The organism is Nocardioides sp. zg-1230, assembly GCF_013155335.1.
Taxonomy (GTDB): Bacteria; Actinomycetota; Actinomycetes; order Propionibacteriales; family Nocardioidaceae; genus Nocardioides.
In genome coordinates, this window is sequence record NZ_JABJQZ010000004.1 from 315,776 (window position 1) to 337,424 (window position 21,649).

18 protein-coding genes are annotated in these 21,649 nt (G+C 71.0%); 13 read left to right on the plus strand and 5 right to left on the minus strand.

Annotation, left to right across the window (positions count from 1 at the left end):
• Window positions 1–22: 22 nt before the first annotated feature.
• The 5 genes from rbfA (at window position 23) to HOO61_RS24150 (ending at window position 4,385) form a co-directional block, all read left to right on the plus strand.
• Window positions 23–499, plus strand: a complete 477-nt coding sequence (gene rbfA / locus HOO61_RS13390) for a 30S ribosome-binding factor RbfA (RefSeq protein WP_172259205.1) — start codon at window positions 23–25, stop codon at window positions 497–499.
• A complete protein-coding gene (gene truB / locus HOO61_RS13395; RefSeq protein WP_172259206.1) occupies window positions 499–1,356 on the plus strand; it encodes a tRNA pseudouridine(55) synthase TruB in 858 nt (285 codons plus the stop codon). The genes rbfA and truB overlap by 1 nt, the downstream gene beginning before the upstream one ends.
• Before the next feature lie 184 nt (window positions 1,357–1,540).
• A complete protein-coding gene (locus HOO61_RS13400; RefSeq protein WP_172259207.1) occupies window positions 1,541–2,413 on the plus strand; it encodes a hypothetical protein in 873 nt (290 codons plus the stop codon).
• A gap of 62 nt (window positions 2,414–2,475) precedes the next feature.
• The gene (locus HOO61_RS13405) at window positions 2,476–3,411 is read left to right on the plus strand and encodes a bifunctional riboflavin kinase/FAD synthetase (RefSeq protein ID WP_172259208.1); all 936 of its coding nucleotides are present in this window, start codon (window positions 2,476–2,478) and stop codon (window positions 3,409–3,411) included.
• The gene (locus HOO61_RS24150; RefSeq protein ID WP_367650159.1) at window positions 3,408–4,385 is read left to right on the plus strand and encodes a hypothetical protein; all 978 of its coding nucleotides are present in this window, start codon (window positions 3,408–3,410) and stop codon (window positions 4,383–4,385) included. Before HOO61_RS13405 ends, HOO61_RS24150 begins: the two co-directional genes overlap by 4 nt.
• A 166-nt stretch (window positions 4,386–4,551) precedes the next feature.
• On the opposite strand, the gene HOO61_RS13415 is transcribed toward HOO61_RS24150, so the two are convergent.
• From HOO61_RS13415 to HOO61_RS13430, 4 genes are read right to left on the minus strand one after another with little or no spacing between them, the layout of a single operon-like run.
• A complete protein-coding gene (locus HOO61_RS13415; protein ID WP_056906489.1) occupies window positions 4,552–4,794 on the minus strand; it encodes an HPr family phosphocarrier protein in 243 nt (80 codons plus the stop codon).
• A gap of 50 nt (window positions 4,795–4,844) precedes the next feature.
• Entirely contained in the window at window positions 4,845–6,974 is a 2,130-nt protein-coding gene (locus tag HOO61_RS13420; RefSeq protein WP_172259209.1) for a fructose-specific PTS transporter subunit EIIC, read from the minus strand.
• Window positions 6,971–7,936 (minus strand): 1-phosphofructokinase family hexose kinase, encoded by a 966-nt coding sequence (locus HOO61_RS13425; RefSeq protein ID WP_172259210.1) that lies wholly within the window; start codon window positions 7,934–7,936, stop codon window positions 6,971–6,973. Before HOO61_RS13425 ends, HOO61_RS13420 begins: the two co-directional genes overlap by 4 nt.
• Window positions 7,933–8,700, minus strand: coding sequence for a DeoR/GlpR family DNA-binding transcription regulator (locus tag HOO61_RS13430; RefSeq protein ID WP_172259211.1), 768 nt, complete (start codon window positions 8,698–8,700; stop codon window positions 7,933–7,935). Before HOO61_RS13430 ends, HOO61_RS13425 begins: the two co-directional genes overlap by 4 nt.
• A 103-nt stretch (window positions 8,701–8,803) precedes the next feature.
• Here HOO61_RS13430 and ptsP point away from each other — a divergent pair, with 103 nt between their 5' ends.
• From ptsP to HOO61_RS13450, 4 genes are all read left to right on the plus strand, one after another.
• Window positions 8,804–10,495: a phosphoenolpyruvate--protein phosphotransferase gene (ptsP, locus tag HOO61_RS13435; protein WP_253942392.1), complete on the plus strand. Its 1,692-nt coding sequence runs from the start codon at window positions 8,804–8,806 to the stop codon at window positions 10,493–10,495.
• A 29-nt stretch (window positions 10,496–10,524) separates the two neighbouring features.
• A complete protein-coding gene (locus tag HOO61_RS13440; RefSeq protein WP_172259213.1) occupies window positions 10,525–12,258 on the plus strand; it encodes a zinc-binding dehydrogenase in 1,734 nt (577 codons plus the stop codon).
• A 119-nt stretch (window positions 12,259–12,377) separates the two neighbouring features.
• Window positions 12,378–13,886, plus strand: coding sequence for a PTS mannitol transporter subunit IICB (locus HOO61_RS13445; protein WP_172259214.1), 1,509 nt, complete (start codon window positions 12,378–12,380; stop codon window positions 13,884–13,886).
• A gap of 137 nt (window positions 13,887–14,023) precedes the next feature.
• Window positions 14,024–14,458: a PTS sugar transporter subunit IIA gene (locus HOO61_RS13450; protein WP_172259215.1), complete on the plus strand. Its 435-nt coding sequence runs from the start codon at window positions 14,024–14,026 to the stop codon at window positions 14,456–14,458.
• A gap of 12 nt (window positions 14,459–14,470) precedes the next feature.
• On the opposite strand, the gene HOO61_RS13455 is transcribed toward HOO61_RS13450, so the two are convergent.
• On the minus strand, window positions 14,471–16,600 hold the full coding sequence (locus tag HOO61_RS13455) for a molybdopterin-dependent oxidoreductase (RefSeq protein WP_172259216.1): 2,130 nt from the start codon (window positions 16,598–16,600) through the stop codon (window positions 14,471–14,473).
• A 129-nt stretch (window positions 16,601–16,729) separates the two neighbouring features.
• Here HOO61_RS13455 and HOO61_RS13460 point away from each other — a divergent pair, with 129 nt between their 5' ends.
• The 4 genes from HOO61_RS13460 (at window position 16,730) to HOO61_RS13475 (ending at window position 21,436) form a co-directional block, all read left to right on the plus strand.
• Window positions 16,730–16,996 (plus strand): DUF6458 family protein, encoded by a 267-nt coding sequence (locus HOO61_RS13460; RefSeq protein ID WP_172259217.1) that lies wholly within the window; start codon window positions 16,730–16,732, stop codon window positions 16,994–16,996.
• Between the two features lie 239 nt (window positions 16,997–17,235).
• Window positions 17,236–17,511 (plus strand): 30S ribosomal protein S15, encoded by a 276-nt coding sequence (rpsO, locus tag HOO61_RS13465; RefSeq protein ID WP_056906479.1) that lies wholly within the window; start codon window positions 17,236–17,238, stop codon window positions 17,509–17,511.
• A 272-nt stretch (window positions 17,512–17,783) separates the two neighbouring features.
• Window positions 17,784–20,021: a polyribonucleotide nucleotidyltransferase gene (locus tag HOO61_RS13470; RefSeq protein WP_172259218.1), complete on the plus strand. Its 2,238-nt coding sequence runs from the start codon at window positions 17,784–17,786 to the stop codon at window positions 20,019–20,021.
• A gap of 101 nt (window positions 20,022–20,122) precedes the next feature.
• Complete coding sequence (locus tag HOO61_RS13475) at window positions 20,123–21,436, plus strand: M16 family metallopeptidase (protein WP_367650162.1); 1,314 nt, start codon at window positions 20,123–20,125, stop codon at window positions 21,434–21,436.
• Window positions 21,437–21,649: the final 213 nt, after the last annotated feature.

Sequence of the window (21,649 nt, forward strand, 5' to 3'; positions counted from 1 at the left end):
CGTCTTCTGAGAGAGTGAACCCATGACCAATCCTCGCGTGCGCAAGATCGCCGACCGGATCCAGGTGATCGTCGCCGAGATGCTCGAGCGCCGGATCAAGGACCCCCGCCTCGGCTTCGTCACCGTCACCGATGTCCGCGTGACCGGCGACTCCCAGCAGGCGTCGATCTTCTACACGGTGCTCGGCACCGAGGAGGAGCTGGCCAGCACGGCCGCCGCCCTCGAGTCGGCCAAGGGCGTGATCCGCTCCGAGGTCGCCAAGCAGCTCGGCATGCGCATCGTCCCGTCGCTGACGTTCATCCCCGACGCCCTTCCCGAGAGCGCCCGCGCGCTCGACGAGGTGCTCGAGCGTGCGCGTCAGCAGGACGAGGAGGTCGCGGCCCGCCGGGTCGAGGCCTACGCCGGCGAGGCCGACCCCTACAAGAAGCCCCGCGTGGTCGAGGACGACCTGGACGAGACTGACGCGGACGACCTCGACAGCCGGGACGACCGCGCCTGATGGTCGACCCCGGACTCGTCGTCGTCGACAAGGCCCCGGGCATGACCTCGCACGACGTCGTGGCCCGCGTCCGCCGGCTCGCCGGCACCCGCAAGGTCGGCCACGCCGGCACGCTCGACCCGATGGCCACCGGCGTGCTGGTGCTCGGCGTCGACCGCGCCACCCGGTTGCTCGGCCACCTCATGCTGACCGAGAAGGCGTACGACGCCACGATCCAGCTCGGCGTCTCGACGACGACCGACGACGCGGAGGGTGAGGTCACCGCGACCCACGCGGTCGACGGCGTGCGGGAGGACGTCGTACGGGCCGAGCTGGCGCGGTTCGTCGGCGACATCGAGCAGGTGCCGACCGCTGTCTCCGCCATCAAGGTCGACGGCAAGCGCGCCTACGCGCGGGTGCGCGACGGCGAGCAGGTCGAGCTGAAGGCTCGCCCTGTGACGATCCACGAGCTGGTCGTGCACGAGGTGGCGCTGCCCGACGTGCGCATCTCGGTGCGATGCTCGTCGGGCACCTACATCCGCGCGATCGCCCGCGACCTCGGGGCCGCGCTCGGCGTGGGCGGCCACCTGACCGCGCTGCGGCGTACGGCCGTCGGGTCCTTCGACCTCTCGGCCGCCCGCACGCTCGACCAGCTGGCCGACGACTTCTCCGTCCTGCCGATCGCCGACGCCGCCCGCATGACGTTCACCTCGGTCGACCTCGACGACGAGCAGGCGGCGCACGTGAGGTTCGGGCGCGGCCTCGACCTCGACCTCCCCGGTGACGGTCCGCACGCGGTGTTCGCACCCGACGGCGAGTTCCTCGCGCTCTACGAGCAGCGCGGCGAGCAGGCCCGGCCGGTCGCGGTCTTCGTCTGACGGCAGCGTCCACGGGACGGCGTCGCGCCCAGGATTTCCCAACGGTTGGACACAGCCCCCTTGGGGGTGAGAGGTGGTCTTGACCACCTCGAACCTGTGGTGGTGCTGTGCGCGGCCCGGGAGCACCCTGTCCCCAACGGGGCCGGGGGTCGCAGGGTGCGATCGAGCGCCCGAGGAGGTACGCATGTCCGTCCAACGCATCGCTGTGCTCGGGGTCAGCGTCATGGTGCTGGCCGCTGGAACACTCACCGGGGGAACGGCTGGCGCTGCCGGCCCGGCTGCTGCACGGGAGACAGCAGCCGGCACGGTGACGGTCAGCATCACTGCTGCGCACAACGTCACGATGCCGGCCACGATCCAGCCGGGTGTCAACGAGTTCCGGGTGACCACCGAGGCCAAGAGCTCCGGCTTCCAGCTGGTCCAGCTCGCCGCGGGCTACACCCTGGACGAGGCCATAGCCGACATCGATGGCTTCGACAAGGGCAAGATCAAGCCGCTCAAGAGGTTCGAGGCCAACACCACCCTGCTGGGTGGGGTCAACGTACTGCCTGGGAAGGTCGGCAAGCTGGCCGTCAACCTGCCGGTCGGCAGCTACTACGCAGCCGACATCGAGAGGAACCGTCCGTCCGCGTTCACCGCCTTCACCGTGGCCGGCGCCGACACGGGCGCTTCCATGCCCGCGGGCTCGACGATCAAGGCGGTCAAGAGCACGAGCTGGGCGAAGGGACCGAAGAGCATCGCCCGCCGCGGCATGCTGACCTTCAAGAACCGCACCGACAAGAACCACTTCGTGGGGCTGGTGAGGCTCAAGAAGGGCAAGACGGCCAAGGACTTCGCGGCCTGGATCGACGCCGCGATGGAGGGCGAGGAGGGCCCGCCGCCGGTGGACTTCCGCGTCGCGTTCGACAGCGGACTCGTGGCACCCGGCCAGACGGTGGCGACGAACTACAAGCTTCCCAAGGGCGAGTACATCCTTGCCTGCTTCTGGCCGGACGCCTCGATGGGCGGCATGCCCCACGCGTTCATGGGCATGTACCGCGGCATCACGCTCACCTAGCGACAAGCGACAAGCAGGCCCGGCGGCGCGGGGCGCGAGCCCCGCGTCGCTAGGCTGCGCAGGTGCAGATCTGGCGAGACGTCGACGACGTGCCGGCCGACCTCGGCCGCACCGTGGTCAGCATCGGCAACTTCGACGGCGTGCACCTCGGTCACGCCCACGTGCTGCGCGAGGCGCGCACGAGCGCCGAGCGCCTGGGCATCGACACGGTGGTGGCGGTGACCTTCGACCCCCACCCGATGGCGGTGCTGCGTCCCGAGCACGCCCCGCCCACGTTGACCTCGATCCACACTCGCGCCCGGCTCCTGGAGGACGCCGGTGTCGACGCGATCCTGGTCGTCGCCTTCGACCGCGATGTCGCGTCGTGGTCGCCGCAGGAGTTCATCGACCGGATCCTCGTCGACACGCTCCATGCCCGCGCGGTCGTCGTCGGCTCGAACTTCCGCTTCGGCAACAAGGCGGCGGGCGAGGTCGCCACGCTGGTCGAGGCCGGGACGTCGCGCGACTTCGAGACCGTCGGGGTGGCGCTCGACGGCGGTCCGCAGGTGTGGAGCTCGACCTACGTCCGCCAGTGCCTGGCCACCGGTGACGTCGCCGGGGCGGCGGAGGCCCTGGGGCGCCCGTTCACCGTCCGCGGCACCGTGGTCGAGGGCGACAAGCGAGGCCGCGAGATGGGCTACCCGACGGCCAACGTCCCGATCCCGCCGGTCGACGCGGCCCCGGCCGACGGCGTGTACGCCGGCCGGCTGACCCGGCTCGACACGGGGGAGACCTTCCCCGCCGCGATCTCCGTCGGCACCAACCCGACCTTCGACGGCGAGCGCGACCGCCGCGTGGAGTCCTACGTCCTCGACCGCGACGACCTCGAGCTCTACGGCGTCGAGGTGGAGGTCGCCTTCGTCGACCGGCTGCGCGGCATGGTGAAGTTCGAGGGCATGGAGGCGCTCATCGAGACCATGCACGACGACGTACGCCGGGCGCGGGACCTGCTCGCGTGACGCGGGACCGGACCGCCGTCGAGGCGTGGTTCCTGGGCCACGGCCTGCCCTACTTCGTCGCCGAGGAGCGCGCTGCCGCGCGGGCCGGGCTGCGGCCCCGACGCCTGGTGACCCTCGCCCTGGTGCTCGCCCTGCTCGCTGCGGGCGTCGGTGCCCTGGCGTGGGCCACCGAGACGACGTACGCCGGCCCCGCGGTGTGGATGTCGCTGACCGGCCTCGCCCTGCTCTGGTACGCCGCGACCGCGCTGCACGCCCGGCCGATCCTGGGCTTCGCGCTGTCCCGCACCCTCGGCAGCGTGCGGTTCCTCGTGCCGATGGCCTCGCGCGCACTCCCGCTCCTGCTCGTCTTCGTGACGTTCCTCTTCGTCAACGCGGAGGCGTGGGAGATGACCACCAACCTGCCATTCGGGCTGCTGTGGGTCACCGTGCTGCTGATGTTCGGCCTCGCCGTGCTGTTCCTGCTGGTCCGGCTGCCCGAGGAGGTCGACCGCGTGGACGACGAGGTGGACGACGACTTCATCGTGCGGGCGTGCGCCGGCACGCCGCTCGAGCAGGCCAGTCGTGAAGTCGCGGCGGACCCGCGGATCGACCCGCAGGAGCACGCCCAGGTCTCCGGCTTCGAACGCTGGAACCTGATCCTCGTGCTGCTGGTCATCCAGTCCGTGCAGGTGCTGCTGCTCTCGGTGACCGTGTTCGTGTTCTTCATGCTCTTCGGCTCGCTGGTGATGGAGACGAGCACCCAGGAGTCGTGGACCGGCCGCGACTACATCCCGGCAGCGCCGTTCCTGCCGCACGTCTCGCTCTCGCTGATGAAGGTGTCGCTGTTCCTGGCCTCGTTCAGCGGCTTCTACTTCACCGTCTCGGCCGTCACCGACGACACCTACCGGCGGCAGTTCTTCTCCGTCGTGGAGAGCCAGCTCGAGCGGGCCGTCGGGATGCGCGCGGTCTACCTCGCGACGCGCGAGCGCCGCTGACGTCCTCGGAGCGGTGGCCCACCCACATTCGGCGACCTCGCAATGTGGCTCGGCCACCGCTCTCGGGCGTGTCGGGCCGGACGCGCCGGTGGGCGGTGATCCAGCCACGTTTCCGGCGTACGGAATGTGGCTGGACCACCGCCCACCGGGCAGTGCGATGGAAACCTCAGGCGTCGAGGTCCTGCTCGACCAGGGCGGCGATGGTGTCGACCGCGGCCTGGTCGTCGCCGGCGACCTCGACGGTGTCACCGTTGCCGGCACCGAGGGTCATGATCATCAGCGAGGAGCTCGCGTCGACGCCGTTGATGGTCACTTCCGAGCCGAGCTCGGCGGCCTTCTCGGCGATGATCGCGGCGGGACGGGCGTGGAGGCCGACGGCGGAACCGACGACGACGGACTTGCTGGGCATGGTTCTCCTTGGGGTCGGACTGACTCAGGGACGGGACGGTGTGGCGGTGCTCAGACAGTAGCGACGTCGGCGTCGGAGGGGCCGATGGACTTCAGGGCGACCACGGCCACCGCGCCGACGACCACGCCGGCCGCGAGCGCGATGAGGAAACCAAGGACGCCGTCGACGGCGAACAGGACGAAGATCCCCCCGTGCGGTGCGCGGACGGCCACGTCCATCGCCATGGACAGGCCGCCGGTGACGGCGCTGCCGAGCATGATCGCCGGGATGACCCGCAACGGGTCGGCGGCGGCGAACGGGATGGCGCCCTCGGTGATGAACGAGGCCCCGAGCGCCCAGCCCGCCTTGCCGTTCTCCCGCTCGGGCACGTTGAAGAGCCCGGGTCGGATGACCGTGGCGAGGGCCAGGGCGATCGGCGGCACCATGCCGGCGAGCATCACGGCTGCCATGATCCTCAGCTCGGGGGCGTCGCTGGCGAGCGCCGCGCCGCCGACACCGGCCGCCGCGAAGCTGTAGGCGACCTTGTTGAGCGGACCGCCCATGTCGAAGGCCATCATGAGGCCGAGGATCACGCCGAGGAGCACGGCGCTGCCGCCGCTCATCGAGTTCAGCCCGTCGGTGAGCTGCTCCATCAGCCACGCGATCGGCTTCCCGAGCAGCACGATCATCACCAGGCCCACCGAGATCGTCGTGAGGAGCGGGATGATCAGCACCGGCATCAGCCCGCGGGCCCAGGTCGGGACCTTCCAGCCTGCGATCCAGTGGGCCACCAGGCCGGCGAGGACACCGCCCACGATGGCACCCAGGAAACCGCTCTGCGGGGCGCCGAAGCCCGAGATGTCGGTGACGAGGCCGCCCATGACGAAGCCGGGCGCGATGCCGGGGCGGTCGGCGATGGCGTACGCGATGTAGCCGGCGAGCGCGGGGACGAAGAAGGCGAAGGCGATCTTGCCCAGCATGAACAGCGCGGCCCCGAGGTAGGCCATCGCACCCGAGTCGAAGAGCACGTGGTCGAGGCCCGGGTCGGCGTAGGCCGAGATGTCCGGCGGGCTGAACAGGCTGCCATCGGCGAGCACCGCACCGGCGTGGTTGGCGATCTCGTAGCCACCGAGCAGGAAGCTGATCGCGATCAGCAGGCCGCCGGCGGCGACGAACGGGATCATGTAGGAGACGCCGGTCATCAGCACCCGACGGGTCTTGGCGCCGAAGGACTCCTCGCCGCCCGTCGTGCCGCTCGCGTCGGTCGCGGTGCCCTCCACCTTGGGGGCGCTGGCCGGGTCGGCGGCGTAGCGCAGCGCCTCGGCGATCATCGCGTCGGCCTCGTCGATCGGCCGCTTCACCGAGGAGCTGACCATCGGCTTGCCGGCGAAGCGGCCGCGGTCGCGCACCCCCACGTCGACGGCGAAGATCACCGCGCCGGCGCGAGCGATGGTGTCGTGGCCGAGCGGGGTCGACCCGGCCGAGCCCTGCGTCTCGACCTGGATGTCGACGCCGGCGCGCTCCGCGGCGGCCTCGAGCGCCTCGGCGGCCATGTAGGTGTGGGCGATGCCGGTCGGGCAGGCGGTGACCGCGACCAGCGAGGTGCCCGTCGTGGTCGCTGTACCGGCCGCTGCGGGGGCTGCGGTGCTCGCCGCCTGGCCGGCAGCCGTCGTCTCCCCGCCGCCCGGGACGGCAGCGCCGGAGGGTGCACCGGACGCCGGGGCGGCGGCGTGCTTCGCGGCCGGCGCGGGCTCGCCGAGCTCGTGCGAGACCAGGTCGACGACCTCGTCGTCGCTCTCCGCTGCGCGGAGCGCGTCGGTGAAGGCCGGCTTGACCAGCGCGCGGGCCAGCTTGGTCAGGATGGTGAGGTGGTCGGCGTCGCCACCGGCCGGTGCGGCGATCAGGAACGCCAGGTCGGCCGGGCCGTCCTTGGCCCCGAAGTCGACGGGCGGGTCGAGCCGCGCGAAGGCGAGCGTCGGCGTGTCGACCCCGGCCGTGCGGCAGTGGGGGATCGCGATGCCACCGGGCAGGCCGGTCGCCGAGGTGGACTCGCGCGCGAACGCGTCCTCGACGAGCTGGTCCTTGCTGGTGGCCCGACCGGCGTCGTCGACGACGCTCGCGAGGGCGCGGATGACGTCGTGCTTGTCGGCCCCCCAGTCGGCGCCCAGGCGGACGAGGTCGGTGGTGATCAGTGAGGTCATGCGGTGCCTCCCAGTGACGGGGTGAGGGCGGAGACGCCGACCAGCTCCGTGCGGAGCTGGGACGGCTGAGGGATGGTGGTGCCGGGGAGACCTGCGGCGGCGCTGCCGTAGGCGACGGCCAGTGCCAGGCGCTCCGGGGCAGGGAGGCCCCGGATGTCGCCGAGCAGGTAGCCGAAGAGGCTGGAGTCGCCCGCACCGACGGTGCTCACGACTGTGGTGGGAGGCGGGCTGGCGTGCCAGGCCCCCTCGGGGGTGACCAGGACGGCACCGTTGCCGCCCAGGGTGGCGAGGACGGCTCCGACGCCGCGCTCGATGAGCTGGCGGGCCGCCGCCGCGGTCGCCCGCGGGTCGGATTCCAGCTCGTCGGCGTCGCCGCCCGTGAAGGACGCGAGCTCCTCGCCGTTGGGCTTCATCAGGTCGGGCGCCGAGTACGGCAGCGCGTCGACCAGCGCCTGGAGCGGCGCCTCGCTCGTGTCCACGGCGACGCGACCGCCGACCTCGCGCAGCCGTCGTACGAGATCGGCGTAGAAGGAGGCGGGGGCGCCCGCGGGCAGGGAACCGGCGAGGACGGTCCAGTCCGCGCTGGAGGCGCGGACCAGCACGGCCTGGGCCATCAGCTCGAGGTGGAGGGGGAGCACGGCGGCACCGGGGGAGTTGAGCTTGGTGGTGGTGCCGTCGGGCTCGGTGATGGTGAGGTTGACGCGTACGTCGCCGGCCGGCTGGACGGGACGGCAGTCGATGCCAGCGCCGAGCAGCTCGAGCACGAACGCGTCGTCCTTGGCGGCGGGTACGACGGCGATGCTGGGGATGTCGGCGCTGACGGCGGCACGGGAGATGTTGACGCCCTTGCCGCCCGCCTGTGAGGTCACCGAGGCGACCCGGTGGACCTGGCCGCGCGACAGCACGCCGTCGAGGGCGACCGTGCGGTCGATGCTGGGGTTGGGGGTCAGGGTCAGGATCATGCGACCACCACCTCGATCCCGGCGCCCTCGAGCGCCCGTCGGTCGGCTGGCTCGATGTCGCTGTCGGTGACCAGCACGTCGAGGCTGTCGAGGGTAGCGAAGCGCACGGCCGTCTCCACCCCGATCTTGGTGGAGTCGGCGAGCACCACGGTCTTGCGGGCGCAGGCGATCATCGCGCGCTTGCTCGCCGCCTCGTCGCTGTCGGGGGTGGTGAGTCCGTGCCCGACCGTGAGGCCGTTGGTGGCCACGAACGCCACGTCGGCGCGCAGGTCGGACAGGGCGGCGACGGTCTCCGCGCCGACCGCGGCGTGCGTGGTGGGCCGGACCTTGCCGGGCAGCAGGTGGAGCTCGATCTGCGGCAGGCCGGCCAGGCGGGTGGCGACCGGCACGGCGTGGGTGATGACGACCAGCCGGTGGTCGCGGGGGAGCGCTGCCGCGAAGCGTGCGGTGGTGCTGCCCGCGTCGATCACGACGACCGAGTCCGGTGGCGGCAGCAGGGCGACCGCCGCGTTGGCGATGGCCTCCTTGGCCTGCGTGTTGGACTGGTCGCGCTCGCCGATGCCTGATTCGATGACGGTGAGCGAACCGGCGGGCACCGCGCCACCATGGACGCGTCGGACCAGTCCCATCCGGTCCAGCGTGGACAGGTCGCGGCGCACGGTCTCGGTGGTGACCTCGAACTGCTCGGCCAGCTGGACCACCGACAGCCGGCCGCGCCGACTGATCATGTGGGCCATCGCCTGCTGGCGCTCTTCCGCATACATCGGATCGGTCCACCTCCACGGTCGTCGTCTGGCGATCTGTGTATGTGTTGTTTTAGTCCCGAATGTGTTGCTTGTCAACAACCTGATGTCTTACGGTGTGTCCATGACCACATCCGCGAAGTCGCCCGCGAACACCCTCAGCGGGACCCCGGTGGTGCCGGGCGTCGCCGCTGGCCCGGTCCTCCACGTGCGCGGCGAGGTGTCGCCGGACGCGATCGCGCGCTTCGGTGACGGCGACTTCGCCGACACCGACGCCGCGCTGGCGGCGTACGACGACGCGGTGACCGCGGTCGCCGAGACCTTCTCCAGCAAGGCGGCCTCCGCGCAGGGTGCGGCCGCCGAGGTGCTCACCGCGAGCGCCGGCCTGGCGAAGGACAAGGGCCTGCGCTCCGGTGTCGCGAAGAACCTGCAGGCCGGCCAGGGGCCCGTCGCCGCCGTGCAGGGCGCGGTGGAGCAGTTCGTCACCATCTTCACCAACATGGGCGGCCTGATGGCCGAGCGGGTGACCGACCTGCGCGACATCGAGCGCCGCGTGGTCGCCCACCTGGTGGGGGAGCCCGCCCCCGGCGTCCCCACCCCGAGCGAGCCGTCGATCCTGGTCGCCGAGGACCTGGCGCCCAGCGACACCTCCGGTCTCGACCCCGAGCTCGTCACCGCCCTGGTCACCGAGCGCGGCGGCGCCACCAGCCACACCGCGATCATCGCTCGCCAGCTCGGCATTCCCTGCGTCGTCGGCGCGGCCGGTGTCATGGACGTCCCGGCCGGCACGTTCGTCGTCGTCGACGGCGAGGCCGGCACCATCGAGCAGGGCGCCGACCCGGAGGAGGCACGCTCGCGCGTGGAGGAGAGCCGGCGGCTCCGCGAGGAGCTCGCTGCCTGGAGCGGGCCTGCTGCGACCTCCGACGGGATGCCGGTCAAGCTGCTCGCGAACGTCGCCGACGGCGCCTCCGCCCAGTCCGCGGGTGGGGAGCCCGTGCAGGGGGTGGGCCTGTTCCGTACCGAGCTGTGCTTCCTCAACCGCAAGGACGAGCCGAGCGTCGAGGAGCAGGCCGACATCTACTCCGAGGTCCTCGCGCCCTACTCCGACGGTCGCTACGTCGTCGTCCGCACGCTCGACGCGGGGTCGGACAAGCCGATCGCCTTCGCCACCCACGAGGGCGAGGAGAACCCCGCCCTCGGCGTGCGCGGCCTGCGGCTCAGCTTCGGCAACCCGGCCCTCATGGACCGCCAGCTCGACGGCATCGCCGCCGCGGCGGAGCGCACCGGCACCGAGACCTGGGTCATGGCGCCGATGGTCGCTACGGTCGCCGAGGCGGCTGACTTCGCCGGCAAGGTGCGCGAGCGCGGGCTCAAGGCCGGCGTGATGGTCGAGATCCCGAGCGCGGCGCTGCTCGCGCACCGGATGCTCGAGGTCGTCGACTTCCTGTCCATCGGCACCAACGACCTGACCCAGTACGCCATGGCCGCCGACCGCATGGCCACCGACCTGGCCCACCTCACCGACCCCTGGCAGCCGGCCGTGCTGCAGCTCATCGCGATCACGGCCCACGCCGGCACCGAGGCCGGCAAGCCCGTCGGCGTCTGCGGTGAGGCGGCCGCCGACCCGCTGCTCGCCACGGCGCTCATCGGGATGGGCATCTCCTCGCTCTCCATGGCCGCGCGCGCCGTACGCCCTGTCGGCGCCCAGCTCGGCAAGGTCAGCTTCGAGACCTGCGAGGCCGCGGCCGAGGCCGCCCTCAGCGCGCCCGACCCGATGGCCGCCCGCGCCGCCGTGCGCGACCTGCTCGGGCACTGAGACCGCACCCACCTCACGACGGAGGAAGCATGACATCAGCGTACGACCGCTACCGCGCGGCCGATCTCGACCTGCCGGAGGGCGCCTGGGCCTGGAACCTGTGGGGCGCAGGGGAGGAGAACATGGGCAAGGGCGACCAGCCCGAGCTGGTCCCCATCCCCAGGCCCGATGCCGACCACATGCTGGTGCGCATCGACAGCGTCGGCCTCTGCTTCTCCGACGTGAAGATCATGCGTCAGGGCGGCAGCCACCCGAAGCTCTACAACCGTGACCTGGCCAACGAGCCCACCCGGCTGGGGCACGAGGTGAGCCTCACCGTCATCGAGGTCGGCGACAACCTCAAGGACCGCTACCACGCCGGCCAGCGGCTGGCCGTGCAGCCCGACATCTACCAGGACGGCAGGAGCACGGCCTACGGCTACACCATCCCCGGCGGACTGATCCAGTACCACCTCATGGGCACCGAGATGCTCGACACCGACGACGGTGCCTGCCTGCTGCCCCTCCCCGACACGATGGGGTACGCCGAGGCCTCCACGCTGGAGCCCTGGGGTTGCGTGATGGCCGCCTACACCCAGCGTCGCCGACTCGAGCCCAAGGACGGCGGGACGATGTGGATCGTCGGCCGGCCCGGGGACGAGCGGGAGTACGACTTCTCCTCCGGTCTGGACGCTCCGAGCACCATCGTGCTGACCGACGTGCCCGCCTCGGTGGCGGAGCTCGCGGAGCGCACCTCGGCCACCGCGGTTGTCCGCAACGGCATCGGGACCGATGACTACCAGGCGTTGGTGGACGAGCTGACCGACGGCGCCGGCTTCGACGACATCGTCATGCTCGACCCCCGTTCGGCGGCGACGGTGGGTGCGGTGGCCACGCACATCGCCCGGCGCGGCACCCTCAACCTGGTCGGCGAGACCGAGCTGGACGGCCTGGTGGACACCGACGTGGGCCGCCTGCACTACGACTACACCGCCTACATCGGCAGCCGGGGGCCGGACATCGCCGCCTCCTACGGAGAGGCGCGCAACCGCTGCGACCTGCGCTCGGAGGGCACCACGGTGTTCGTGGGCGCCGGCGGCCCCATGGGGCTGATGCACGTGCAGCGGGCCATCCAGCAGCCGGGCGGCCCCCGGAGGATCGTTGCCACGGAGGTGAGCGACGAACGCCTCAGGGCCCTCGAGGACCGGCTGGCCCACCTGGCGGAGAGCAACGACTGCGAGCTGATCACCTTCAACTCCCAGACTGCCGACCAGTCCCTCCACGACTTCGTCATGGACCTCACCGACGGCCGGGGGGCCGACGACGTGGTGGTCAGCGTCCCCATCGCCGCGGTGATGGCCGAGGCCGACACCCTGATGAGGTCCGACGGCATGCTGGTCTTCTTCGCCGGTGTCCCCAACGGCACCATGGCGCCGATGAACCTGAGCGCGGTCTACCTCGACAACGCGCAGTACACCGGGACGTCGGGACTGACCATCCACGACCAGCAGCAGGTGGTGGACCTGGCCAACCAGGGTGCGCTCTCGCCGGGATCCATCGTGGGTGCCGTCGGCGGCATGCGGGCGGCCAAGGACGGCCTCCAGGCCCTGGTCGACGGGAGCTACTCCGGCAAGGTCCTGATCTTCCCCCAGATCCACGACCTCCCCCTGATGGGGCTCGACGAGCTGGAGCAGGAGCTGCCGGACGTGGCCGCGAAGCTCGGACCCGGCGGAACATGGAACGGCGACGTCGAGAAGGCGCTGTTCGACAGCCAGCTGGGCTAAATCCACACGGTCGGGCACCAAAACATGCCCGAATGCTTGGCAACATGCCCGAACGTGAGGTTTAATCGCGGCATCATGTGATGGGGGTCACCCCCTGAGTTCGACTGGAGGACATCAGCATGGCCACGACATTCACGGCCCCCACCGGCTCCGGTGCCCGGGTCCGCATACAGAAGTTCGGCACGTTCCTCTCCAACATGATCATGCCCAACATCCCGGCACTGATCGCGTGGGGACTGCTCACCGCGCTCGTCATCGACGTCGGCTGGTGGCCGAACGCCGACCTCGCCACGATGGTCGGCCCGATCATCCACTTCGCCCTGCCGATCCTCATCGCCGCCACGGGCGGCCGCATGGTCTACGGCGACCGCGGCGCGGTGGTCGGTGGCTTCGCGGTGATGGGTGCGATCGCGGGATCCGACCTGCTGGTGGCGAACTTCAACGCCGACCTGCCCGCCGACGCGGCCCCGCTCGGCCAGGTGCACATGTTCATCGGCGCGATGATCCTGGGCCCCCTGTCGGCCTACGTCATGAAGCGGGTCGACGCGATCTGGGACGGCAAGATCAAGGTCGGCTTCGAGATGCTCGTCAACATGTTCTCGGCCGGCATCGTGGCCTTCCTGATGGCGATCGTCGGCTTCTGGGTCGTCGCACCCATCGTCAACGAGATCATGGAGGTGCTCGGCAACGCGGTCGAGTGGCTGGTCGACAACAGCCTGCTGCCGTTGACGTCGATCGTCATCGAGCCCGCGAAGGTCTTCTTCCTCAACAACGCCATCAACCACGGCGTCCTCACGCCGCTGGGTCTTGCCGAGGCCGCCGAGTCCGGCAAGTCCGTGCTGTTCCTGCTCGAGGCCAACCCGGGCCCGGGCCTCGGACTGCTGCTCGCCTACACGTTCTTCGGCCGCGGCGTGCCGAAGGCGACCGCCCCGGGCGCGGCGATCATCCAGTTCTTCGGCGGCATTCACGAGATCTACTTCCCCTACGTGCTGATGAAGCCCCGCCTGATCCTCGCCATGATCGCCGGCGGCATGACCGGTGTCGCGATCAACGTGGCGTTCGACGTGGGCCTCCGCGCACCGGCGGCCCCGGGCTCGATCTTCGCCGTGTACGCCCAGACGGCGCGAGGTGACTACCTCGGGGTCACGCTCGGTGTCTTCGGCGCCGCGGCCGTCACGCTCGTCGTGGCCGCGTTCCTGCTGAAGATGGACAAGTCCGACGACGAGGGTGACCTGAGCGCTGCGACCGCCCAGATGGAGGCCAACAAGGGCAAGAAGTCCTCGGTCGCCAGCACGCTGACCGGCGGCGCGGCCGCTGCCACGGCCACCGCCACCCGCGAGATCCGCAGCATCGTCTTCGCCTGCGACGCGGGGATGGGGTCCTCGGCGATGGGGGCCTCGGTGCTCCGCAAGAAGATCCATGACGCCGGGCACCCGGAGGTGACGGTCATCAACAAGGCGATCGCCAACCTCGACGACAGCTACGACCTCGTGGTCAGCCACCAGGACCTCACCGACCGGGCCCGTCAGAAGACACCGTCAGCCGAGCACGTCTCGGTCGACAACTTCATGGCCAGTCCCCGCTACGACGAGATCGTGGAGATGGTCCGCGACAACAACCGGACCTGACGCCCGCGCCAGGTCCCCCCGACGGTCGAGCCCGGCCCTCCCCCCGTGGGGGCCGGGCTCGACCTCCGACGACCACCCTCCGCCGCGAGCGTGTGGTCTGATGATCCACCCGACACTGCGAGGAAGAGAGACGCCACATGAGCGACGTACTGAGCAGGGAGGCCATCGTTCTCGGCGGCCAGGCCACGGACAGGGATGCAGCGATCACCGAGGCCGGCCGGCTGCTGGTCGCGAGCGGTGCGGTCGACGAGGCGTACGTCGACGCCATGCACGAGCGCGAGACCTCGGTCTCCACGTTCATGGGCAACGGTCTCGCCATCCCGCACGGCACCAACGAGGCGAAGGCGCTGATCCGCCGCACCGCGATCTCGTTCGTCCGCTACGACGAGCCGATCGACTGGAAGGGCAGCCCGGCCCGCTACGTCGTCGGGATCGCCGGCGCGGGCGACGACCACCTGACCGTGCTGCAGGCGCTGGCGGGTGCCTTCACCGACGACGCGAGCATCGCCGCGCTCGACGCCGCGCAGACCCCGGACGACGTCCTCGCCGTGCTGGGCGACGTCAGCGCCTGACCGGGCCGACGCTCAGATCGCCGTCACCGCGACCGGTACGCCGTTGAGCGCGGCGTTGCCCGAGACGTCGAGCAGCTCGGGGTCGGTGAGGTCGTTGACCGAGACGCCCGGGACCTCGCGGCTGCGCGACATCAGGACGCCGTCGGCCGCGTGCCCGTAGCCGTGGGGGAGGGACACCACGCCCGGCATCAGGTCGTCGGACGCGGCCACCTCGACCTCGACCGATCCGACGCGCGAGGTCACGCGCACGCGCGAGCCGTCCTCGATGGCGCGCTGCACCAGGTCGCCGGGGTTCATCAGCAGCTGGTGGCGCGGCCGGCCACGCGTCAGTCGCTCGGAGTTGTGCATCCAGGAGTTGCAGTCGCGCTGGTGGCGCCGCCCGATGAGCACCAGCTCGTCGCCGGCGGGCACCGGGACCTCGGCGAGTCGCCTCACGTCGGCCACTACGAGCGCAGGCGCCAGGTCGACCCGCTTGCTGCGGGCCGGCAGCCGGTCGGGCAGCTGGCCCCCGCGGAGCGGGCCGAGGTCGATGCCGGCCGGTCGCGCGCGGAGCTTGGAGAGCGTGACCCCGCTCGACCCGCGGCGCAGCAGCTGCCCGATGAGGAACGTGGGGCTCGCGGTCAGCCGCGCGCGCTGGACGATGCGCTTCTTGAGCGGGGCCTTGCGCTCCAGACGGGCAGTCGTCCGCAGTGTGATCTCCCGGAAGATCTGCCAGTCGTGGCGCTGGTCGGCCTCCTTCTCGAACACCGCCGGGGTGAACCGGGCCGTGTTGCGCACCGCGAGCAGGTGGAAGACCAGGTCGTAGTGGTCGCGCTCGAGCGCGGTGGTCGGCGGCAGGATCACGTCGGCGTGCCGGGTGGTCTCGTTGACGTAGATGTCGACCGCGGCCATGAAGTCGAGGCCGCGCAGCGCACCGTCGAGGCGGGCGCCGTCGGGCGTCGACAGGACCGGGTTACCCGCCACCGTGAGCAGTGCGCGGACCTGGCCCTCGCCGGGCGTCTCGATCTCCTCGCGCAGCGCCGCCACCGGCAGCTCGCCCGCGGTCTCCGGGAGCCCGCGGACCCGCGAGCGCCACGCGTCGTGGTGGCCGCGGCCGATGAGACCGGTGCCCACGGCGTCGATCGCCGGGGTGGTGAACATCGCGCCGCCCGGCCGGTCGAGGTTCCCGGTGAGGACGTTGAGGCAGGTGACCGCCCACTGGCACACCGTGCCCCACGGCCCCGCGGACACCCCGATGCGGCTGTAGACGACGCCGGCCTCGGCGGCCGCCAGCTCGTGCGCGAGCCGGCGGACCTCCGCCGCCGGCAGTCCGCTCATCGCCTCGGCCCGCTCGGGCGTGAAGTCGGCGACCAGCTCCACGACGGTCGCGAGCCCGTCGACGTACGACGCCACGCTGGGTGCGGTGTCGGGGGAGGACTCGACGGTCAGGACGTGCAGCATCGCCAGCAGCACCCACGCATCGGTGCCCGGCCGGACGAAGTGGTGCTCGTCGGCGACCTTGGCGGTCTCGGTGCGGCGGGGGTCGAGCACGACCATCTTCCCGCCGCGGGCCCGGAGGTCGCGCACCCGCTGCGGGAAGTCGGGAACAGTCATCAGGGAGCCGTTGGAGGCCATCGGGTTGCCGCCGACCACGAGGAACCACGAGGTGCGGTCGATGTCGGGGATCGGCAGGAAGAGCTGGTGGCCGAAGACGAGGTGCGCCACGAGCTGGTGGGGGAGCTGGTCGACCGAGGTGGCCGAGTAGCGGTTCCTCGTGCGGAAGGACTTGAACATCGCGGTGCCGTGCGTCATCGACCCCAGGCTGTGGGCGTTGGGGTTGCCGAGGTAGACGCCGAGCGCGTCGTCCCCGTGCTCGTTGATGGTGCGCGCGAGGTTGTCGGCGACCAGGTCGAAGGCCTCGTCCCAGCCGATCTCCTCCCACCGGGCGTCGGCGCCCTCGCCGACGCGGCGCACGGGTCGACGCAGCCGGTCGGGGTCGGCGTACACGTCCGCGATGGCGACGCCCTTGGGGCACACGTGACCGCGCGACAGCGGATCGGCCTTGTTGCCGCGCACCCCGACGACCTCGCGCCCCTCGATCGTCAGCTCGAGGCCGCAGATGGCTTCACAGAGGTTGCAGACGCCGATACGTGTCTCACCCATGGTGTGGATCGTCGCACGGCGCACCCCGCAGGGGGATGACACCGGACCGGTCACCCGTCAGACTCTGCCGGGCCCGGTCCAGACCGCCCCGGTCGCCGGGCGGCATCCCCCAACAGAATGGAGCACGTCATGGGTTTCGGAGGGCCGATCGGCCTGATCGTCGTGGGACTGATCCTCGCGCTGGCCTTCAACGAGCAGCAGGTGGGACCGCTCGAGGTACCCACCATCGGGTGGATCCTCGTGCTGGCCGGAGCGCTCTGGCTGGTGCTGACGGTGGTCCAGCAGAACACCAAGCGACGCCACAGCACGACCGCCACCACGACCGACGCAGAGGGTCGCCAGGCCTCGACGCAGCGCACCACCGAGTCCGACCCGCCGGCCCCGCCGGCCGTGTGAACACCCCGCGGCGTTCTCCTCCTCCGCTTCGCTCCTCCGGACAACGCCGCGGGGACCCCGTTCCCTCGGAGGGCCTCCTGCTTCTGGTTGCGCGGCGCGGATTGGGCCAGGGGTCCGGCGCCTCGATATGATCCTGCGGTTGCCCGACAGGGCGACACGCCGTCACGACGGCCGCGGAACCAGAGTGCCCCGGTGAACAGGCCCGGGCGCGCCGCGCAACGAGAACCGAAGGAGCCCCCATGTCGATTGGTACCGACGCGGAGACCAAGAAGAAGATCATCGCCGAGTACGCCCTGACCGAGGGTGACACCGGTTCCCCCGAGGTCCAGATCGCGCTGCTCAGCCACCGCATCTCGCACCTCACCGAGCACCTCAAGACGCACAAGCACGACCACCACAGCCGTCGTGGACTGCTGCTCCTGGTCGGCCAGCGCCGCCGCCTGCTCAACTACCTGCAGAAGACGGAGATCGAGCGCTACCGCTCCATCGTCGAGCGCCTCGGCCTCCGCCGCTGAGCAACGGAGCGGCTCCCCGCCACGGGGAGCCGCTCCTCTCACATCCGGGCCGCGCCGCGCTAGTGTCGACCCGGCACAACTGAAACAACACCCAACAGGAGCGACCCGCCTCGTCGCCCGGTCCTCGGTAGTGGCCTTCAGATCCCAGCCCCACGGCTGGAAGAGCTGCGGGCCTCGATCGAAGACCGGCCCCGCGGGACCTTCGATGGTCCACCACATGAGGGGTGGACGCCGCGGATCGCTCCGCGAAGAGAAAGCAGAGTCCTGCTTCCATGAGTGAACCCATCATCTCCGCTGTCGAGACCGTCCTCGACAACGGCAAGTTCGGCCAGCGCACGGTCAAGTTCGAGACCGGGCTGCTCGCCCGCCAGGCCGCCGGCTCCGTCACGGCCTACCTCGACGACGAGACCATGCTGCTCTCGGCGACCACCGCCTCGAAGAACCCGAAGGACCACTTCGACTTCTTCCCGCTGACCATCGACGTCGAGGAGCGGATGTACGCCGTGGGCCAGATCCCCGGCTCGTTCTTCCGTTCCGAGGGTCGCCCGGGCGAGGACGCGATCCTCACCTGCCGCCTCATCGACCGCCCCCTGCGCCCGACCTTCAAGAAGGGCCTGCGCAACGAGGTCCAGGTCGTCATCACCGTCATGGCGCTCGACCCCGACCAGCCCTACGACGTGCTGGCCATCAACGCCGCGTCGCTGTCCACCCAGCTCTCGGGCCTGCCGTTCTCCGGCCCCGTCGGCGGCGTCCGCGTCGCCCTCATCGACGGCCAGTGGGTCGCCTTCCCGAGCCACTCGCAGCTCGAATCGGCCGTCTTCGACATGGTCGTCGCGGGTCGCGTCACCGAGACCGGCGACGTCGCCATCATGATGGTCGAGGCCGAGGCCCCCGAGGAGACCATCGCCCTCATCCAGGGTGGAGCCCAGGCACCCACCGAGGAGGTCGTGGCCAGCGGTCTCGACGCCGCCAAGCCCTTCATCAAGCAGCTGTGCGAGGCGCAGTCGCAGCTCGCCGCCGAGGCCGCCAAGCCGGTCCAGGACTTCCCGGTCTTCCTCGACTACGAGGACGACGTCTACGCCGCCGTCGAGGCCGCCGCGAAGGACGACCTGACCGCCGCCATGCAGATCGGCGACAAGCAGGAGCGCGAGTCGCGCACCGACGAGCTCAAGGTCGCCCTGCTCGAGAAGCTCGCCGACCAGTTCGAGGGTCGCGAGAAGGAGCTCGGCGCCGCGTTCCGCTCCGTCAGCAAGAACGTCGTGCGCGAGCGTGTCCTGCGCGACAAGGTCCGCATCGACGGCCGCGGCCTCGCCGACATCCGTCCGCTGCACGCCGAGGTCAACGTGATCCCGCGCGTCCACGGCTCCGCGCTGTTCGAGCGCGGCGAGACCCAGATCCTGGGTGTCACCACGCTCGACATGCTCAAGATGGAGCAGCAGCTCGACACGCTGTCGCCGGAGAAGCACCGCCGCTACATGCACAAGTACGTCTTCCCGCCGTTCTCCACCGGCGAGACCGGCCGCGTGGGCTCGCCCAAGCGTCGCGAGGTCGGCCACGGCGCCCTGGCGCGTCGCGCGCTGCTCCCCGTCCTGCCCAACCGCGAGGAGTTCCCCTACGCGATCCGCCAGCTCTCCGAGGCCATGGGCTCCAACGGCTCCACCTCGATGGGCTCCGTCTGCGCCTCGACCCTGTCGCTGCTGCAGGCCGGTGTGCCCCTGAAGGCGCCCGTGGCCGGCATCGCGATGGGCCTCATCTCCGGCGAGGTCGACGGCGAGACCCAGTACGTCGCGCTCACCGACATCCTCGGCGCCGAGGACGCGTTCGGTGACATGGACTTCAAGGTCGCCGGCACCCGCGAGTTCGTCACGGCCCTGCAGCTCGACACCAAGCTCGACGGCATCCCCGCCGAGGTCCTGGCCGCCGCGCTGACCCAGGCCCGCGACGCCCGCCTGGCGATCCTCGACGTGATGGGCGAGGCCATCGACGCACCCGAGGAGATGTCGGTGCACGCGCCGCGCATCATCACCGTGCGCGTGCCCGTCGACAAGATCGGCGAGGTCATCGGCCCCAAGGGCAAGGTCATCAACCAGATCCAGGACGACACGGGCGCGACGCTGTCCATCGAGGACGACGGCACGGTCTACATCGGCGCGACCAACGGCGAGGCCGCCGAGGCGGCCAAGGCCGCGGTCAACGCGATCGCCAACCCGACGATGCCCGAGGTCGGCGAGCGCTACCTCGGCACCGTCGTGAAGACGACCAACTTCGGTGCCTTCGTCTCGCTGATGCCCGGCAAGGACGGCCTGCTGCACATCAGCAAGCTGCGCGCCCTGGCCGGCGGCAAGCGCGTCGACGCGGTCGAGGACGTCCTGGCCGTGGGCCAGAAGGTCCAGGTCAAGATCGCCGAGATCGACGACCGCGGCAAGCTGTCGCTGGTCCCCGTCGTCGAGGAGGACGAGGGCGGCTCCGAGGAGTCCGCCGACGCCCCCGAGGCCGTCGACGCCGAGTGACCTGACGCTCCTGCTCCACCCACGACCGGTCGGCCGTCAGGCCGGCCGGTCGTGGCGCTTCACCCCGGCTCCACCCCTTGTTTCGCCCCGGAAGGACCCCTGTGCAGAAGAACGGCACCACCCGCACCCTCCACACGGTGAAGGACGCCGACGGCGCCGTCACCTCGCGCGTACGACGCACCGTCCTGCCCAGCGGCCTGCGCGTCGTCACCGAGCAGATGGCCGGCACCCGCTCGGCGAGCATCGGCGTGTGGGTCGCGGTCGGCTCGCGTGACGAGACGCCCACGCTGCACGGCTGCTCGCACTTCCTCGAGCACCTGCTCTTCAAGGGCACCCCCGAGCGCACGGCGATGGACATCTCCGTGGCGCTCGACGCGGTCGGCGGCGAGTTCAACGCCTTCACCACCAAGGAGTACACCGTCTTCCACGCGCGGGTCCTCGACGAGGACCTCGGCACGGCGGTCGACGTGCTCGGCGACATGGTGACCGCCTCGACGATCGCCGAGGCCGACGTCGAGGCCGAGCGTGACGTCATCCTCGACGAGATCGCGATGCACGACGACGACCCGGACGACGTCGTCCACAACCTCTTCGCGCAGCAGGCGTGGGGCGACACGCCCCTCGGTCGTCCGATCGCCGGCACCGAGGCCTCGATCACCGCGATGACGCGAGCGCAGATCCAGCGCTTCTACCGGCGCCACTACCGCCCCGACAACATGGTCGTGTCCGTCGCGGGCAACATCGACCACGCGAGTGTCGTACGACAGGTCCGGCAGGCGTTCGGTCGTGGCGGCTTCCTCGAGGTCGAGGCCGACCCGACCCCGTCCAACCAGTCCGAGCGTGCCCGCAAGGTGCACCCCGGCGAGGCACGCACGATCCGCCCGCAGGAGCAGGTCAACCTCGTCCTCGGGGTCAAGGGACTGACCCGCACCGACCCGCGCCGCTACACCCTCGGCGTGCTCAACACCGCCCTCGGTGGCGGCACCTCGTCGCGGATGTTCCAGGAGGTGCGCGAGCTGCGCGGCCTGGCCTACTCGGTCTACTCCTTCGCCACCCACCACGCCGACGCCGGTGTCGTGGGCGTATCGGTCGGTTGCCTGCCGGGCAAGTACGACGCCGTGCTGGAGACTGTGCGCAACGAGCTCGCCAAGGTCGCGGCCGAAGGGCTGACCGACGAGGAGGTCGAGCGCGGCAAGGGCCAGCTCAAGGGCGGCCTCGTGCTCGGTCTCGAGGACTCCGGCTCGCGGATGTCGCGCATCGGCAAGGCCGAGCTCGTCCACGACGAGCTGCTCACCATCGACGAGGTCGTCGCGCGCATCGAGGCCGTGACGGTCGAGGACGTCACCGCCCTCGCCGAGGAGCTGTTCACCCAGCCCGAGCTGCTCGCGGTCGTCGGGCCGTCCGCCGCTGGCTGAGCCGGCCGCCGCTGGTTGAGCAGCGAGCGTGACGACCGCTGGTTGAGCAGCGAGCGCCAGCGAGCGTGTCGAAACCAAGGTTCCTCGGGCTCGAGCTGCTTGTCGGCTGACCGGGTTTCGACACGCTCGGTCACGCCTTCGTCCCTCAGGCGTGCTCGCTGCTCAACCACCGATGCTTGGCGACGGTCACCCACCGCCTCGCGGGCTCGGCGG